General features: G+C 67.8%; 8 protein-coding genes. All 8 read left to right on the forward strand.

What is annotated here, in order from left to right:
• Complete coding sequence (locus ABD974_RS19420; RefSeq protein ID WP_345304994.1) at positions 1-414, forward strand: flagellar hook assembly protein FlgD; 414 nt, start codon at positions 1-3, stop codon at positions 412-414.
• A 19-nt stretch (positions 415-433) separates the two neighbouring features.
• Positions 434-1,609 carry a flagellar basal-body rod protein FlgF gene (gene flgF, locus ABD974_RS19425; RefSeq protein WP_345304995.1) on the forward strand — a complete coding sequence of 392 codons (1,176 nt, stop codon included), beginning with the start codon at positions 434-436 and terminating at the stop codon, positions 1,607-1,609.
• Positions 1,609-2,388 carry a hypothetical protein gene (locus ABD974_RS19430; protein WP_345304996.1) on the forward strand — a complete coding sequence of 260 codons (780 nt, stop codon included), beginning with the start codon at positions 1,609-1,611 and terminating at the stop codon, positions 2,386-2,388. Before flgF ends, ABD974_RS19430 begins: the two co-directional genes overlap by 1 nt.
• Complete coding sequence (locus tag ABD974_RS19435; protein WP_345304997.1) at positions 2,385-2,687, forward strand: FliM/FliN family flagellar motor switch protein; 303 nt, start codon at positions 2,385-2,387, stop codon at positions 2,685-2,687. Before ABD974_RS19430 ends, ABD974_RS19435 begins: the two co-directional genes overlap by 4 nt.
• Positions 2,687-3,226, forward strand: a complete 540-nt coding sequence (locus ABD974_RS19440) for a hypothetical protein (RefSeq protein WP_345304998.1) — start codon at positions 2,687-2,689, stop codon at positions 3,224-3,226. The genes ABD974_RS19435 and ABD974_RS19440 overlap by 1 nt, the downstream gene beginning before the upstream one ends.
• Positions 3,216-3,992: a flagellar type III secretion system pore protein FliP gene (fliP, locus tag ABD974_RS19445; protein WP_345304999.1), complete on the forward strand. Its 777-nt coding sequence runs from the start codon at positions 3,216-3,218 to the stop codon at positions 3,990-3,992. Before ABD974_RS19440 ends, fliP begins: the two co-directional genes overlap by 11 nt.
• 8 nt (positions 3,993-4,000) lie before the next feature.
• Complete coding sequence (locus ABD974_RS19450) at positions 4,001-4,681, forward strand: sigma-70 family RNA polymerase sigma factor (RefSeq protein ID WP_345305000.1); 681 nt, start codon at positions 4,001-4,003, stop codon at positions 4,679-4,681.
• Between the two features lie 168 nt (positions 4,682-4,849).
• Positions 4,850-19,449 (forward strand): putative Ig domain-containing protein (locus ABD974_RS19455; protein WP_345305001.1); only part of this gene is annotated, 14,600 nt, incomplete at its 3' end.

Genomic DNA, 19,449 nt, shown 5'->3' on the forward strand with positions numbered 1-19,449 from the left:
ATGCCGGTCGATGCCATCGGTGGCGTCCTGAATGCCCAGGACACCAACACCACCCAGAACAACACCATCAATCAGGACGATTTCATCCGTCTGTTCCTGACCCAGCTGCAGTTCCAGGATCCGCTGGAGCCGGTGGACAACCGCGAGTTCCTCGCCCAGCTCGCGCAGTTCACCTCGCTGGAGCAATCCCGCCAGACCAGCCAGAACACGACCGATCTGCTGTCGATGAACGCGACCACCCAGGCGGTGGGGCTGCTCAATCGCCAGGTGGAAGTCAGCGGACTGGCGACCGCGTTCACCGGCACGGTCACCGCCGTGCGCTTCACCGCCGATGGCGCTCAGCTCACCGTCGCCAACGGCACCGATGTCCGGACCTCGATCCGCCTGTCCCAAGTCACGCTCGTCAGACCCTGAACACCTTGAGGAGACACCCATGTTCCAAGCACTTTTCAACAGCCTTTCCGGTCTCTTCAGCTTTTCGAGGAGCCTGAACACGGTCAGCAACAACGTCGCCAACATGAACACGCCCGGCTTCCGCGGCAGCGATTCGTTCTTCTCGAACATCGGCGGCGGACGCGGCACCCGGATCTCGGGCGAAGGCCTGCGCACGCAGTCCGGCGACATCCGCCAGACCGGCAACGCCACCGATCTGGCGATCGAGGGCGACGGCTACTTCATCCTCACCGACCTCGCCGGCAATCTGCACTACACCCGCGCCGGCCAGTTCCGTTTCGACAACGACGGCTTCCTCGTCGATTCGGTCAATGGCTATCGCGTGATGGCCTACGATCAGACCGGCAACCTCGCGCCGATCGATCTGGACAACTACCGCTCGATTCCGGCCGTCGCCACCACCAACGTGCGCATCAGCGGCAACATCGCCGCGGTCGCCGCCGGCAGCCCGGTGCAGACCAGCACGGTCAACAACATCCGCGTGTTCGACGCGCAGGGCGGTTCGCACAACCTCACCGCGACCTTCACCAGCAATTCCGCGGTCACTCCGGGCAGCTTCCTGGTGCGCATCACCAACGACGCCGGCACCCAGATCGGTACCGGCGAAGTGCGTTTCGACGCCGGCGGCACGCTGGTGGCGGGCTTCAACACCGTCGCCATCGCCCTGCCGGTCGCGGGCGGCACCACCCAGGCGATCACCATGAACTTCGGCACGCCCGGCGCGCTCGACGGCATGACTTCGCTCAGCGGTCTCGCGAGCAACCTGACGTCGCGCGTGGTCGACGGCCACGGCGTGCTGGGCGCGACCGAAATCAAGTTCAACGAGCGCGGCATCCTCGAACTGATCTACTCGGCTTCCGAGCGTCGCGACGGCCCGCAGATCGCGCTGGCGACCTTCCCGAACGAAGCCTCGCTCTCGCTCGACGGCGGTCGCCTGATTTCCGGCGCCACCATTTCCGACGTCAACTACGGCCGCCCGACCCAGAGCGGCTTCGGTCGCATCGCCGGCGGCAGCCTGGAAATGTCAAACGTCGACCTGACCCAGGAGTTCGCCGACATGATCATCATCCAGCGCGGCTATCAGGCCAGCTCGCGCGTGATGAGCGTCAGCAACGAAATGCTCGAACAGCTCTACAACAGCACCCGGGGCGGCTGATGAGCGTCACGCCCTTCCGCTGGCAGAGCGCATCGCGCATGGAGGCATTGCGCGGGCTGGCGCTCGAGCGCGCCGAGCGCTGGATCGCGCAGTGGACCACGGCCGCCCAGCGGCCGACGGTCGAGGTCGAACTGCTCACGGCGCAGCGCTCCGAGATCGCGGCCGCCGACGTGCGCTGGTACGCGCTCGGCGACGCCGGCGCGACGCTGAGCCTGCGCGTCGCCGGTGCGACCTTCGAGCATCTCGGTTGCAGGCTCGCCGGTCTCGCCGTCGCCGACACCTCCGGGCTGGCGGCGGGCATCGGCCAGCGCGCGTTGACCGATCTGGCCCGCGCCTGCTTTCCGGCGAATGCGCCGACCGCGCTGGCGCCGGTCGCCGGCGTGCCGGCCGCAGCCGACATCGGCGCGCGTTTCGGCGCCATCGGCGTGCAGGTCTCGGTCGGCACGATCCGTTTCGAACTGCACTTCGACTCGGCGCTGTGCGCGGCGCTGGTGCCGGTGCGGATGCCGCCGGGCGAAGCGCTGGTCGCGCGGCGCGACGCGGTGAAAACGATCGACGCCACCTTCGACGCGATGCTCGATCTGGGCACCGCGCCGCTCGTCGATTCGCTGTCGTTCCAGCCCGGCGATGTCATCAAGACCGCCATCCCGATCGGCGCCGGCCTGCGCCTCGTCGCCGGCGACGGCGGCGAGATCCTCCGCGGCACGCTGGTCGCGGAAGACGGTCATCGCGCGCTGAAAGTCGTGAAATCCCATCTCCAGAGGAATCCCCAGAAATGAAAACCAATCTTGCGAAAGATCCGGCCTTCGATGCCGACGCCGATGCCGCGTCGCGCACCGCCACGCTCAGTCGCGACATCGGTCTGATCGGCCATGTCCAGGTGGCGATGACCGCGCAGGTCGGCACGGTCACGATGTCGGTCGAGAAGCTGTTCTCGCTCGCGGCGGGCGACGTGGTGAAGATGAACGAGCTGCTCGAAGCGCCGCTGACGCTGATGCTGGACGGCAAGCCGGTCGCGCGCGGCGAACTGCTGGCGGTCGACGATCACTTCGGCGTCCGCATCATCGAAGTGGCCTGATGCCGACGACCGCATCGGTGTCGCCGGCGACGGCGGCAGCGCCCGCCACCGCGACACCGGCAACGATCCCGGCGACGGCGCCCCCACCGGTGCCGGCGCAGCCCCGCGCCGAGACCGCGCAGCAGCCGATTCCGTACCGCGACGAAGGCGGCGGTCTCGCCGCCGATGCCGGGGGTGCGGTGTTCGCCGCGATCCTGCTGCTGGCGCTGCTGATCGTCGGACTGCAGTTCGCGCGCAAACGCGGCCTGCTCGATCGCTGGATCGTCGCCGCGCCCGCACGCGCCGCCGGCCGTCCGCAGATGCAGGTCGAACAGGCGCTGCGCGTCGGCGCGAAGACGATGGTCTATCGCATCCGCGACGGCGAACGTCGTTACCTGCTGGTCGAGTCGACCGCGCAGACCACCCTGGTACCCGTGTCAGATGTCCAGGCGTCACACCTTCCCGTCGAAGAGATCGAAAACGATGCTGCAGCGACACCCGACGATTCCATGCACGACGACACCGTGCCCGACGACCGTGAGCCCGACGATGCCCGCTGACGCCGCACGACCCGCGACCGCCGCGCGCACCGCGCTGCGCCGTCTGGCGATCGTGGCCCTGGCCTGCCTGCTCGGCGTCGCCGGTGCGGCCATCGCCGCCGATCCGGTCGATACCGTCGGCAATGTCCTCAAACAGGACTATTCGCCGGTGCTGCGCAATTTCGTCGCGCTGTCGCTGCTGTCGCTGATCCCGGTGATGCTGATCGGCATGACCGCGTTCACCCGGATCGTGATCGTGCTGTCGCTGCTGCGTCACGCGCTCGGCCTGCCGCAGACGCCGCCGAACAGCGTCATCATCACCCTGTCGATCTGCCTGACGTATTTCACGATGGCGCCGGTGATCGACGAGGTGAACAAGGTCGCGATCGGCCCGTACATGGCCGAACAGATCGATACCCGCGAAGCGCTGGACCGCGGTGCGGTGCCGCTGCGCCAGTTCATGATCCGGCAGACGCGCGAATCCGACCTGCGCGCGGTGCTGGAAATGGCGCGCGCGCCGGCGCCGAAAACCATCGACGACATCGCCATGCGCCATCTGGCGCCGGCCTTCCTGCTCAGCGAGCTGAAGACCGCGTTCCAGATCGGCTTCGTCATCTTCCTGCCGTTCCTGATGATCGATCTGGTCGTCGGCGCGGTGCTGATGTCGCTGGGCATGATCATGGTGCCGCCGGCAACGATCAGCCTGCCGCTGAAGATATTGCTGTTCGTCCTGATCGACGGATGGGTCCTGGTGTCGCGGGCGCTGTTGAGCAGTTACTGGAGCTAGAGCGCCGCATGTCGCAGGGGATCGAAGCCGTCGCCGAAACGGAACTCTGGCAGCGTTATCGCCGAAGTTCCGACATCGCGGCGCGCGATCATCTGTTCCATCTCTACATGCCCTGGGCGGCCGCGGTCGGCCGCAACGTCTACCGCCGCGTGTCCGTCTACAGCCTCGACTGCAACGATTTCGTCCAGAACGCCGAACTCGGCATGCTCGACGCGATGACCCGCTACGACCCGGAGCGCGGCGTCGATTTCCGCGCGTTCGCCAAGCCCAGGGTCCGCGGTGCGGTCTTCAACGGACTGCGCGCGCTGCTGCGCGAACGCGGCGTGGCTCCGGACGATTCCCGCCATGCGGAGCGCCTGTCGCACTTCCACGGCAACGACGACGATCCCTTCGAGGGCGTGGTCGAGGCGATCATCGGGCTGGGCATCGGCTATCTGCTCGATCACGCCGCGGTCGATCGCGGCGACGATGCCTATGCCTACGTCAAGCGCAGCCAGATCGATTCCCGCCTCACCGCGGCGGTGAGCCGGCTGCCGGAACGCCTGCGCCGTATCGTCGTCGCGCATTACTTCGAGCACATCCCGTTCACCGCGATCGCCGAGGACATGCAACTGACGAAAGGGCGCGTGTCCCAGTTGCATCACGAAGCGCTGACGCGCCTGCGCCACGCCCTTCGCGAACTGCGTTGATCGGATTCGATCGTCGATACCTATCGCTCCGGCGGTCGTCGGGAACGATGCTGAACGCAGGCGATCGTCGATCGTATTTCCCTCTAAACCTTCGCCTCGCAAGCGGGATGAGTGAGTCATGTTCGGGCGCATGACGCCCATCGTCATCTTCAGATCAAAGGGTTCCCCATGGTTGCTGTCTTCACCGGTACCGGTCTCGGCCTGTTCAATTCCTCCCTGACCCAGTTGGGAGGCGCGTCGGGCGGTGCCGGCGGTGTCGGCCAGAGCGGCGAACGCCAGTACGTCAACCTCGCGACCGGCAATCTGCTGCTGCAGGACATCGACGAGTCGATCCTGACGCGGGGGCTGCCGATCGGCTTCGTGCGGACCTACAACAGCCGCGGTCAGGTGACCGAGAGCGGCCGCCAGGTGCAGGTGGGTCAGGACGGCTGGCTGAACATTTTCGAGCGGCGCATCTCGAACCTGACCGGCACGTTGAAACAGCCCGGCAGTACGGTGACACGCACGCTCGCCGATGGCAGCGAAGTGGTGTTTTCCTGGGATACCGGCCGCAACGCCTATGTCTCGATGGCCGGCGATGGCGCGCAGGATCTCATTCTGGTCGATGCGACCGGCGCCACATGGACCTGGTACGACGGTTCGACCATGGACCGCGAGGTTTACGACGCGTCCGGCAGCAACGGCGGCCGGCTCGTGTCGATCGTCAAGGGCAGCAGCGGCGCCAGCTACAACCTGAATTACAACGCCGACACCGGGCGCCTGTTCAGCGTCGTTTCCGGCCTGGATGCCGCGGCCGACGGCCTGTTCTTCGCCTACGACGGCAGCGGTCGCCTGTCCGGCGTGATCACCCGTGAAAACGGCATCGTCCGCGGCCAGGTCTGGTACGCCTACGACATCGTGGGCCGCCTCAGTTCGGTGACCACCGATCTGACGCCGGGGGGCGGCGGTGTCGATCTCGATGTCGCCAACCGGGTCGCGACGATGTCGGCCCAGACGGGCGACGATGCGTGGAGCACGTCGTCCGTCGGCGCGAACGACGGCAAGCTGTTCCGGACGAGCTATCAGTACGTCTCGGAGTCGGCGGAGGATCTGCGCATCGCTTCGGTGATGTACAGCGACGGTACGCTGGTGAGCTTCGGTTACGACGAAGACGGCCGCGTCCTGCGTACCACGGTCGGCGACTTCAACGGCAACGATGCGGATGGCCTCGGGCAGACGACGCTCTACACCTACGGCCAGGAAACGTCGGGACCCAAGTCGGTCGTCGTGCGGGATCCCGCCGGTCGCGACTGGGTGTATCGCTTCGATGCCGCGACGAAGGAACTGCTCGAGATCGTGTCGCCGCAGGTCGACGGCCTGTCCGATGTCACCACCTACAGCTACGACACCGCGGGCAACGTCGTGCAGGTCAAGGTGCAGCGCGGCGCGACGCTGCTGTCGCGCGTCGATTCCGAGTTCAGCGCGCAGGGCAATCTGATCCGGCAGTGGGATCTGCTGGGCAATCGGATCGAGCGAACCTATCAGGGGTATACCGGTCTCGTCACGTCCGAGACGCGATACTCCGCGGTGGATCCCGATGGCGCCGCAACGGCGCAGAACCCCTCGGTCGCCACGGCCTTGACCACGCGTTACGTCTATCAGGGCGTGAAGCTGCGGTTCGTCGTCGATGCGGAAGGCGGCGTCACCGAATATCTCTACGGCGATGGCACCGCCGCCAAGGGCGGTGCCGCGGCTGCCGGCCAGGTCATCGCGATGCGCCGTTTCGTCGGGCTCGCGTCCGAAGCGTCCTACGGTCTCGCCAATCTCACGCCCGCGGATCAGATCTCCATCGGCCAGATGACGACCTGGGTCGTCGGCAAGGAAGCGAAGACCGAACGCACCGACTACCTCTACGACGCCATGGGCCGACTGCAGGAGACCCGTGCCTATGCGCAGGTCGCGCAGACGACGGGCAGCGGCGTGGCGATCGGCGACGGCGTGCTGGATGCCGCGACCGACATCACCCGTTTCAGCTACGACGCGCAGGGCCTGCTGCGCCAGCAGATCACCCAGCGCGGCGCCGGCCGCGCCCTCGGCGGCACACCCGCGAACGAGAGCGAGGTCGTCGACTACACCTACGACGGCATGGGTCGTCTGCTGACCGTGCTCAAGCGCGGACATGGCACCGCGGCGATGCCGGACGAACGCATCGATGCCGTCGGCTACGCGAACTGGGTGGCCGCGAACGACGCGACCACGGTGCTGACGACCTACGTCTACACCGATTCGGGCAACAGCCTCAAGGTGATCTCCGATACCGGGATGACCCGCACCGAAGTGCGCAACGCCAATGGTCAGGTCGTCGCGGTCACCGAAGCGAACGCGCCGAGCAGCCCGAGCGTCACCCGCACCACGCAGTTCCACTACGACGTGGCCGGCCGCCTGATCGCGAACGAGGATGCAGCTGGCGGCCGTCGCTTCTACATCTACGACGAGAAGGGGCGTCTGAAGGCGACGATCGACGCGACCGGCGCGGTGATGGAAACGGTTTACGACGGCATGGATCGGGTGATCGAGACCCGGCGCTACGCCAACCGGGTAACGCCGCAGGCGAGCTGGTGGACGGCGGCGCCGCCGACGGTGCTGTGGCGCAGCGATGCGGGTACGCCGCCGGGCGGCGCGCTGGTGGTGACGGTGGATGCCACGCGCGACCAGGTGACGCAGTCGACGTACGACGGCGCCGGTCGTCTGGCGACGGCAACGGTGGTCGGCGCGAACGACGCCCAGACGCTGCGCACCACCTATGGTTACGACGGCGCCGGTCGGCTGATCCAGACGACGGTGAGCGATGGCGCCGGAACCACGGCGACCGCACGCACCACCCGTTACCTCTACGACAAGGCCGGTCGGCAGACCGGTGTCATCGATCCCGAAGGCTATCTGCTCGAATCCGAATACGACCTTGCCGGCAGGGTGGTGAGAGTCGTCCGTTACGGCTCTCTGGCGGTGGTGGCCTACGGGCAGAACATCACGATCAGCGATGTCCGGCCCTTGACGATGGGCAACGATCTGATCGCGCGCCACATCTACGACGGTCGCGGCAACCGGATCGGCGAATACGACGCCGAGGGCTACCTGACCGAGTACGTGTACGACGAAGCCGGCAACCAGCGCGCGATCAAGCGGTATTCCGTCAAGCCTGTCGGCCTCAGCGGCGACGACTGGATGACCGTCGTGCGCGGCGGTAAGCCCGCCCTCGATGTGCTCAGGAGCCATGCGACCGCCGGCTTGCCGCAGGGCACCGGCTATCGCCTCACCCAGCGCAGCTTCAATGCGCTGGGCCAGGTGACGGTCGAAGCGAACCACGAAGGCACGCTCACCCAGTACACCTACGACGACGCCGGCCGTCTGGTGCAGACCCGCACCGGGAATGTCGAAGCGGAGTATCGCGACGGCCACCTGCGCTACGACGCCTTCGGCAATCTCACCGGCGAACTGACGGGCGAGGGCGCGGCGCTGCTGCTGCCGACGATGACGCCGACGCAGATCGATGCGCTGTACGCGCAGTACGGCGTCCGCCACAGCTACGATCTGGTGGGTCGCCGCACCGAGAGCATCGACGCGGCGGGCAACAAGACCTGGTACTTCCACGATGCCAATGGCCGCCAGACCTTCGTGGTGCGCGGCACGCACGACAGCGCGAACCTGCAGAACGCGCGCGGCGAAGTGACCGAGACCCGCTACGACGCCTTCGGCCAGGTGCTCGACAGCATCGCCTACACCGGCGCGATCACCATCCCGGTGCCGGGCGACCGCGAGAGCGTGAAGGCCACGCTGGCGACGCTGGCGTTCGCCTCGGCGACCGACAGCCGCACGCAGCTCGCCTACGACCGCCGCGGCCTGCTGACCCAGCGGACCGATGCCGAGGGCTACCGCACGACCTACGGTTACAACGCGTTCGGCGAGCAGACCGTGCGCCAGGACTGGGAACTCAACGACAGCCTCCGCCTGACCACGGACACGGTGTACGACAAGCGCGGACAGGCGACGTCGACGACGCAGACCGGCGGCACGCTGACCCGCACGACATCGGCGACCTACGACGCCTTCGGACGCGCGCTCACGCTGACCGACGCGCGCGGCGTGGTGCGGACGCTGAGCTATGACCGCCTGGGCCGCCAGGTCGGGCAATCGATCGATCTGGGCGGCGGCCGCATCGAGGCGGTGGCGACGACCTACGACGCCTACAGCCGGGTGACCACGCAGACCGATGCGCTGGGTCGCGCGACCAGTTATGCCTACAGCGACACGGATCGGACGATGACGGTGATCACGCCCGAAGGCGTGGCGATCACGACCGAGCACGACCGCTTCGGTCAGACGGTCGAAGTGCGGCAGCCGCTGCCGGACGGCACGACGGCGACGACGCGGACGGCCTACGATCGCAACGGCGATGTGGTGAGCGTGACCGATGCGCTGGGCAAAGTGTCGACGAACGTTTACGACGCGCGCGGACTGCTGGGCAGCAGCACGGACGCCAGCGGCCGGATGATCGCGTACGAATACGACGCGGTGGGCCGGGTGCTGAAGCGCCGTGAAGATCCGAACGGTCTGAACCTGACGACGACCTACGCCTACGACGGCCAGGGCCGTCAGGTGCGGGTGACGGACGCCAGCGGTCGGACGACGACGATGGCGTACGACCGTCGCGGCCAGCTGACGGAGACGGTGCGCGACCCGCAGGTGAATGGGGTGGGTCTGGCGCTGAAGACGACCTACACCTGGGACCGCGACGGTCGTCAGCTGACGGTGACCGAAGGCGCGGGCACGGCGAACGCGACCACCGTGCAATACGGTTACGACGTGCTGGGCCGTCGGACGACGGAGACGTCGGCGCCGGGGACGCTGAACCTGACGACGACGTACGCGTACGACGCGAACGACAACGTGACGACGAAGACCGACGCGAGCGGCCGGGTGACGCGCTACGCGTACGATGCCGCGAACCGTCTGCGCTACGTGGTCGACGGGATGGGCGGCGTGACCGAGTCGGTGTACGACCTCGCAGGCCGGACGACGCTGGTGCGGACGTACGCGAAACCGCTGGATCTGACGGGCCTGTCGCTGGCGCCGACGGAGGCGGAACTGTCGACACGGATGACGAATCAGGCGCTGCTGTCCGCGAACGACGAGGCGAACTATCGCATCTACGACAAGGATGGCCGCCAGCGGTACGTGATCGACAACCGCGGCAGCGTCACCGAAACGGTCTACGACGCCGCCGGCCGTTCGATCGCAGTACGTCGCCATTCGGTGCTGATTGCCGCGCACGGCGATTACACCGCATCGCAGGTGGCGCAGGCGCTGCTCGATGCGAAAACCCCGACCTGGCAGACCGCCTTCGACAACCTCTCCACCGCCGGTCTGGATACCACGCAGGTCGGTGCCTACGGCAACGGTCTGGTGCTGCAGAGCGGCCGCTTGGCGTTCACGCCGTCCAACCACACCATCGGTTACGTGCCGTCGATCGGCAGCACACAGGCGCATGCGCTGTCGGCGGGCGTCGTCTACCGCGGCGAGGTGAGCACGGGCGCGGATCTGTCCAACACCTTCCTGTATTTCTCGGTCCAGAACGAGACCACCAACGTACCGACGTCGACGCTGCGGCGCGCGGCGGCCTACTTCGGCAACGGCATGCTGTACAAGGTGGAAAGCGCCGCCAACGGCGACAACATCAACACCGCGGTCGGTACGCTGGCCACCGACACGACCTATGTGGTCGAGGCCGACGTCCACGAAGGCAAGATCGAATACTTCGTGTACGTGAAGGGCAGCGCGCGCGATTCCGGCTTCCGCTTCGAGGTCGCCGCGAGCAGCGAGGAATGGGGGACGCCTGCGCGGTTGCAGGTCTACAGTTATGTCGCGCCCGGTTTGAGCGGCAATGCGCTGTATCTCGACAATCTGTCGGAGACCGTGACCGCCACGGGCCAGGAGACCTATCGATACGACGCGGCCGGTCAGCTGGTCGCGAAGATCGACGCGCTGGGACACGCCGAAACCTACACCTACGATGCCGCGGGCCGTCGCCTGTCGGCGACGGACGCGAGCGGCCGCACCGTGCGCGCCGTGTACGACGCCGCAGGACGCCAGGTGTATGCGATCGACGCCGGCGGCGGCGTCACCCGCACGTGGTACGACGCCGCCGGCCGGACGATCGCGGTACGCAGCTTCGTGCTGCCGATCGCGACCGCCGGTCTCGGCGATGCGACGACCGTCGCGCAGATCGAAGCGCTCGACGTCGAGTCCGCCGCGGATCAGGTGCAATATGCCGCCTACGACGGTGCGGGCCGTGCCCGGTTCCAGTGGAATTCGCTCGGCGAAATCACCGAGATCGCCTACGACGAGGCCGGTCGCGCGACCATGAGCCGTCGCTATGCCGCATCGGCGAATATCGGCGGGCTCGGCGCAGCGCCGACCGCCGGCGATCTGGAAAACGCGATCGCCAGCCAGTCGCTGCGCAACGATGCCCTCGATGAGACGACCTACACGATCCACGACGCCGCGGGCCGCGTCGTGGCCATGGTGGACGGCACCGGCGGCGCGATCCAGCGCAGCTACGACGGCGCCGGACGGATCCTGCGCGAAGTGCGTCATGCGGCCACGCTGTCGCTGACGGCGACGTTGCGCGGCAATCTCTCGAACGGCACGGCGACGCTCGGCGATCTCGCCGTCGTGGCGTCGGCATCGGATATCGCGACGCGGCATGTTTACGATGCGTCGGGTCGTCTCACCTTCAGCGTCGACGGCACGGGCGCCTACGTCCGTCGCTGGTACGACGCGGTGGGTCGCCAGACCGCGCAGGTGCGCTTCTCGGCGCCGATGAGTCTCGCCGGTCTCGGCGATGCGTCGACGGTGGCCGATCTCGATCTGCGGATGACGTGGCCGGCCGACAACGAAGCCACGTACACGATGTACGACGCGTCCGGCCGCGCGAGCTACACGCTGCAGCTCACCTCGCCGACGAGCGCGGCGCTGCACACCGCCAGTTACGATGCCGCCGGACGCCTGCTGCACGAACGCGCATTCGCGGTGCCGGTCGCATTCGATCAGACGCTGGCCGACAAGCTGGTGCAGGGCACGGCAGCGCCCGCGGATCTCGAGATCACCGCTTCGGCTTCGGACGAGGCGACGCGCCATGTCTACGACGCCGCGGGCCGCCTGACCTTCAGTGTCGACGGCAGGGGCGGCTATGTGCGCCGCTGGTACGATGCGGCGGGCCGGCAGACGGCGCAGGTGCGGTTCGCGACGCCGATGAGTCTCGATGGTCTCGGCGATGCATCGACGGTCGCGGACCTCGATGGCCGCATGACCTGGCCGGCCGAGAACGAAACGTCCTACACGGTCTACGACGCTGCGGGCCGCACAGGCTACACGGTGCGGTTGACCTCGCCGTCGACGGCGACGCTGCAGATGGCGCGTCACGACGGCGTCGGTCGCGTGCTGCTGGAGCGTGCCTACACCGCGTCGATGGCGTTCACCCAGGCGCTCGCCGACAAACTGGTGCAGGGCACCGCGACCGATGCGGATTTCGCGGGCTTCATCGCCGCGAACGCCGGCACGGCGCAGTCGCAGCGCCACGTCTACGATGCCGCCGGTCGCGAGGTCTACACGATCGATGCGATCGGTGCCGTCAGCCGTACGTGGTACGACGCGATCGGTCGTGCGACCGCGGTGCGCCGGTTCGCGACGCCCGTGAATCCGGCGACCGTCGGCGATGCGACCACGGTCCTGGCGCTGGACGCGCAGCTGACGTGGACCACGGCCGATCCGACCGAATACCGCGCCTACGACGCGGCCGGACGCGTGCGCATCACCTACAACAGTCTTGGGCTGGTCACGCAGACCGATTACGACGGCGCCGGGCGCGCCACGGTCAGCCGTGCGCATTCGGTCGCCTATTTCCCCGGCGCGACGCTCACCGACAAGTTCTTCGCCGGCACCGCGACGGTGGCGGATTTCGCGACGTTCGCGGCGGCGAACGAGAGCACCGCGCGGGTCCAGTCGACGGTCTACGATGCCGCCGGCCGTGCGCGCTACACGCTGGCGCGCAACTTCGGCACGTGGACGGTGGGCGAGCGTCAGTACGACGGCATCGGTCGGGTTTCGGCCGACATCCGCTACGGCGTGACGATCGCGCACACACCGGGCGAGAGCGAGTCGCAGGTGATCGCGGCGCTGAACGGTGCGCTGAGCAGCGATCCGGCGGTGCGCGCGACCCAGGCGCGGACCACACGTTATCTGTACGACGCGGCGAGCCGCCAGCGCTTCGTGCTGGATGCGGCGCTCGCGGTGAGCGAGCAGCGCTACGACGCCATCGGCCGGGTGCTGGAAACGCGCAGCTACGGCAACCTGCTGGCGAACGGCACGGCGATCGACACCGCCTCGGTGGCGGCGTGGGCGCAGGGACAGAGTCTGGCGGACGTGCGGCGGGTGGCGAACAGCTACGACGCCGCAGGCCAGCTGATCTCGCGCAGCGATGCGTTGGGCAACGCCGAGATCTTCGCCTACGACGGCGCCGGGCGGATGCTCACCCGCACCGATCGCATGGGCGCGGTCTGGACGTATCAGTACGACGCGTCCGGTCGCCGCGTCTCCGAACTCGGCCCGCCGGTGGCGGTGACCACGCTCGATTCCGCCGGCAACGCGCAGATGGCGACCCGGTCCATCCGCACGCGGCTGGAATACGATGCGCTCGGCAATCTCACCCGCCGCATCGAGGATGCGGACACCGCCGGCGCGCGCACGACCGATTACGCGTACGACACCCGCGGCCATCAGATCCGCACGACCCTGCCGGACGCCGGCACGCTGAACGTCGCGACCGGCGCCATCGTCGCCAGCGGCGTGCGCCCGACCATCGAGACGACCTACGATGCGCTGGGTCGCGCGGTGGTGCAGAAGGATGCGGGCGACCGCTACAGCTACAAGGTGTACGACGCACTGGGCCGCGTCGCCTACGAGATCGATCAGGAATCGTACGTCACCGCCTACGGCTACAGCGCCTACGGCGAACAGACCGCGCTGGTCCGCTACGCGACGCAACTGCAGACCGGCGCCGCGGCGTTCGCGTCCGCGAACTGGCAGGCCGGGCAGGCGATCTCGCTCGCGCAGATGCTGGCCACGGGCAGCGTCGTCGCCGACGGCCAGTCCGACCGCACGATCGCCACGACCTACAACGCGCTGGGCCAGAAGACCCTGGTGCAGATGTCGTCGGTGACGTACTACAAGAGCGGCGGTTACGCCGAGCAGGGTTCGCCGATCACCACGTTCCAGTACAACGTCTACGGCGACGTGGTGCGCGAGAACGTGCTGCTCGAAGGCACGATGGACCCGCAGAACGGCAATCCGGTGTGGGCCAGCACCTGGCGCTGGTACGACGCCATGGGCCGCAACACGATCGCGGTCGACGCGGAGGGATACCTCACCGCGACGACGTACAACGCCAACGGCGAGGTGGTGAAGACCGTCGAGCATGCGCGCGCGGTCGCCACCGGTTCCCTGAACACGACGGTGCCGCCGGCGCTGCCGGCGCCGGGCGATGCCGTCGTCGGTTTCGACCGGGAAACCCGCGTCGCCTACGACGCGCTCGGCCGCAAGAGCAGCGAGACCGTGGTCCGGCAGTTCCAGCGCACCGACGGCAGCAGCGGCCAGCGCGACGTGACCACCACCTATGGCTACGACGGCGAAGACCGCGTGACCATGGTCGCCGGCGAGACCGGCACGACGACCACGACCTACGGCCTCGACGGGCGCATGCTGGGCGTGCGCGAGCAGGTGCGCGACGCGGTCACGCTGGCGAGCCAGGGCGCGATCGAAGCGGACCTGTCGAACACCTTGGCCTCGGCGGCGCTGTACGAAGCGCGATCGCCGTACACGGCGATGCACTACGACGCGTTCGGTACCGTGGTGATGACCCGCCGCTACGCCAACGGCATGGTCGGCGACACCGCGGCGGTGGAAAGCGCGCAGGATCAGGTGTCGTACACCCGTTACGACGGTCGCGGCCGCGCGGTGTGGGAGCGCGACGCCGAGGGCAATGCGACCGTGCGCGCCTACGATGCCTCCGATCGCCTCATCGAAGCGCGGACGACGCTCAGCGGCAACGACGGCCGCAGCGCCGACGTGCGCGCGATCGTGACCTACGATCACATCGGTCGCCAGACCTCGATGCGCACCGAACGCACGCAGCGGTTGAACGGCACGGTCCAGTCGGTCTCGAACGATACGCAGGAAAGCGTGGTCTACAACGCGTTCGGCGAGATCGTCGCGAAGACCCACGCCGGCCTCGCCGGCACGCTGAGCTATGTCTACGATGCCGCGGGTCGGCTGGTGGCCGACAACGCCACCGGCGCCATGCGGTACTACGGCTACAACCTCGCCGGGCATCAGGTCCGCGAATCGCACAAGGTCCGGTTGAGCGAAGGCAGCGCCGCGATCGATGCGGTCACCCGCAACCAGACCGACAAGCTGGGGCGTGCGATCGCGGTGACGGTGCCGTCGCACGGCACCGATCCGGCGCAGACCAGCCTCATCCGCCAGACGTTCGACCGCTGGGGCAATGTGCTGACGGTGATCGACGGCCGCGGCTATCAGACCGATTACCAGTACAACCAGGACAACCAGGCGGTGCGCGAAACCCGCCCGCTGGTGTGGGTGGTGGCGGAGAACGGCGCCGGCAGTTGGCAGCGTCCGGTGAATCAGTGGTACTACGACGCGCTGGGACGCCTCGTCGGCACCCGCGATGCCAACGGCAACCTGCGGACGATGGCCTACGACACGGTCGGTCGCAACGTGTCGTCGACCGATGCGCTCGGCAACGTCACCCGCTTCGCCTACGACCTGTTCGGCAATCAGGTGATGACCCAGGACGCATTGGGCACCATCGCGTTCAAGGCGTTCGATCGCAGCAACCGCGTCGTCGCCATCGGCGATTATCTGCCCGACGGCAGCGAACGCACGCGGCAGGTGCTGCAGTCGTACGTGCTGAACGAAGCGGGCGACCGTCTGCGGATGACGGACCGCATGGGTCGCACCCAGCGCTACGACTACGACAGCCAGCAGCGGATGATCCGCAGCCAGACCGCATCCGGCACGTTCATGGAATACGCCTACGATGCGGCTGGCCGCAAGGTCTCGGAAACCAGCGAGATCAGTACCGAGACCGTGGCCGATCGCGACGGCGGCAATGCGACGCTGAACGCGCTGAGCTGGAAGTACGACGTCTTCGGGCGCATCGTCGATCACAATCTGCTGAGCGGTCGCGACTACGATTACGTCTACGACACCGAGTCCGGCCAGCTGATGCGCGAGAGCATCGCCGGCGGCGCCGGGCTCGCCAATGCGACCGGCGGTCACAAGGCCTATACCTACTTCGTCAACGGCCGCGTGCATACGGTCAGCGAGTACGTCGACACCATGGCCGGCACCCCCGGCACGGTGGCGATCTCGACCCACGTCTACCAGTACGATGCCGGCGGCAACCGCATCTACGAGGAAACGACGACCAGGGATGGCCAGAACATGACGGTGCATACCGTCACCCGGACCACCTACGACAGCAACAACCGCGTGCAGCGGGTCACTCAGGACGACCTCAACGAAGCCGGCGCGATCACCAAGCGCGTCTTCGAACTGCAGTACGACTACGACGCCAACGGCAACCGCCGCCGCGTCGTCACCCGGTCCGGCTATGGTCCGAACGTCACCGGCATCGCACTCGTCGATGCCGACCCGATCCTGATCGCGCCGGTGGCCGACCGTGGCGTCAAGAAGGGGCAGGTCAACCAGTTCCGCCTGTTGTTCAGCGATGTGTTCCGCGACCCCGAGAACGATGCGCTCACGCTCACCATCGCCCGCGGCGACGGCAGCGCGCTGCCGTCGTGGCTGCAGGCGAGTCGCGATCCGCAGACCGGCGAGATCGTGTTCACCTCGACCGCCGCCGCCAACGCGCAGAACGAGGATGTCGTCGTCCGTCTCACCGCGGCGCAGACCGGGAATGCCGCCAAGGTCGCCACCACCACGTTCACGGTGAAGCTGCGCGACAACAACGCACCGACGCTCATCGCGAGCAGTCCGATCGGGTTCGACGCGGTCGTGGGTCAGCCGTTCGGGCGCGATCTGTCCGCGGCCGACCTGTTCCGCGACATCGACGCCAACGATACGCTGTCGCTCAGCGTCGTCGGCACCAACTGGCCGTCGTGGCTGACCGCGAACACCCAGGCGCCGGGCACGTTGCGTCTCAGCGGCACACCCACCGCCGTCGGCACCTATACCTTCACCGTGCGCGCCACCGACCAGAGCGGCGTCTCGGTCGACAAGACCGTCACGATCACCAATGTCGTCAATCACGCGCCGACGGTGCCGGCCGCGCCTGCGCCGGTGGTCGCCAAGGTCGGCAAGAGCTTCAGCTGGCTGCGCCCGCTGTCGCAGGTCTTCACCGATCTCGACGGCGATACGCTGCAGGTGACCGCGACCGGCCTGCCGGCGTGGTTGAGCTTCCAGTCGGTGACCGGCGGCGCAGCCCCCGAGCTGCGCATCCAGGGTCTGGTCCCGCCGACCGAGCCCGATGCCGTCGTCTACACCGTGGTGCTGAAGGCCACCGACAAATACGGCGCCACCGCGACGACCGCGCTGCAGATCACCACCGACGGCAATCTCGCGCCGGTGGCGGTGGGCAGCGTCGATCTTCCTGCGCTGCGCATCAACGACAATCTCAACTACACGGCTCCGATTTCGAGCCTGTTCTCCGATCCCGACGGCGACCTGATGACGTTGTACGTCGAGCCGCCGGCGTTCTCGCCGCTGTTCAGCTGGATTCGATTCGAGATGGATCAGGCGGCCGGCACGATCAGGATCTACGGCCAGCCGCTGTCGCCGCTGACCATCGGCACGTTCCCGTTCAAGCTGAAGGCGGTGGATGCCAACGGCGCGGTCGGCGAGATCACCGTCAATGTCAGTGTCGCCGCCGATACCGCGCCGGTCCGCAACACCGCGGTCGCGCTCAACGACGCGACGCTGAGCATCGGCCGCAGCTTCAGCTACACGCTGCCCGCGAATCTGTTCACGGATGCCGATGGCGATTCGATGACACTCTCCGCGTTCTGGCTCAATCGGGTGCAGGAGAGCGTCGGCGACGATCCGCCGCAACTGGTGTGGCTGACGGTGGAGGAGCCGTTGCCCACCTGGATGTCGTTCGACGCCACCACGCGCGTGCTGTCCGGCACGGTGCCGCCGAACCAGCCGACCGGCACGCTGCCGATACGCATCCGCGCGACCGACAGCCGCCAGCTGGTCAGCATGCCGGTACACGATTCCGATGCAGGCCCGGCAGCGTATGCCAGCGATGCCGACATCATCTTCACCCTGCAACCCTGGACCAACAGCGCACCGCAGTACACGCCGAACAAGCTCGGCGGACAGACGCTGGTGCATGGCGGCGCGGTCGATCTGCCGTTGCCGGCGGGCAGCTTCGTCGAACCCGATGGCGAAGCATTGACCTACAGCGCGCAGGTGCAGATCGGCGGCAATTGGGTCGACATCGGCCAGATCGGTCTGGCGATCAACGCCGCCACCGGTCGCATCACCGGCACCGCGGTCAATCTCGTCGGCACGACCATCAACGCGCGTATCGTCGCCACCGATCCGCAGGGTGCGACCGGCACCGGCACGTTCGCGTTCACCATCACCAACACCGCGCCGACGGTCGGAACGATCCCGGCGCAGCAGGTCGGCCGCAACGCGAGCTGGAGTTTCGCGCTGTCCTCGTACTTCAGCGACGTCAACGCCGACGCGTTGACTTACAGCGCGACCGGTCTGCCGGCGGGTCTGACCTTGAACACGTCGACCGGTGCGATCAGCGGTCAGGCCACGGCGGCGCTGGGCAGCTATACGGTGAACGTGAGCGCCAGCGACGGCCGCGGCGGCAGCGCGTCGACGAGCTTCAGCGTGCAGGTCGTGAACAGCGCGCCGGTGGCGCCGAGCGTGTCGAACCAGACGGCGACGGCGGGCACGGCGTGGAGCTGGCAGGCGCCGGCCTTCACGGATCCCAACGGCGACCCGCTGACCTATAGCGCGACCGGTCTGCCCGGGTGGATGAGCTTCAACGCGACCACGCGCACCTTCAGCGGCAACGCCGCGGCGGTGGGCAGCTGGGCGATCACGTTCACCGCGACCGATCCTGCGGGCGTGAGCACCAGCGTGGGCTTCACGGTGAGCACGCCGAACGTGGCGCCGACGGCGACGAGCATTCCGGCGCAGTCGGTGGGTCGCAACGCGGCGTGGAGCTTCGGCACGTCGGGGTATTTCGCGGACGCGAACGGCGATGCGCTCGGCTACAGCGCGAGCGGGTTGCCGGCCGGACTGTCGATCCATGCGACGACCGGCGTCATCAGCGGCACCGCGACGGTGCTGGGCAGCCACACGGTCACCGTGACGGTGGCCGACGGCCGCGGCGGCACCGCGAACGCGGTGTTCACGCTGGCGGTGACCAACAGCGCGCCGGTGTCCGCGATCGCGCTGCCGAACCGCAGCGCGCAGGTGGGCGGTGCCGTGTCGTGGTCGATGACGGCGAACAGCTTCACCGATGCGAACGGCGACACGTTGACGTATGCGCTGTGGGTGGAGATTCCGGCGCACACGCGGTTGGTGTGGAACCCGATGGTGGGCGAGGACGGCGAGTGGGTGGAGCAGAACGTCGCCGCGCAGTGGGTGTCGGGTTCGAGCGCGGGCCT

The sequence above is a fragment of the Lysobacter hankyongensis genome (genome assembly GCF_039543145.1).
Taxonomy (GTDB): Bacteria; Pseudomonadota; Gammaproteobacteria; order Xanthomonadales; family Xanthomonadaceae; genus Lysobacter_I; species Lysobacter_I hankyongensis.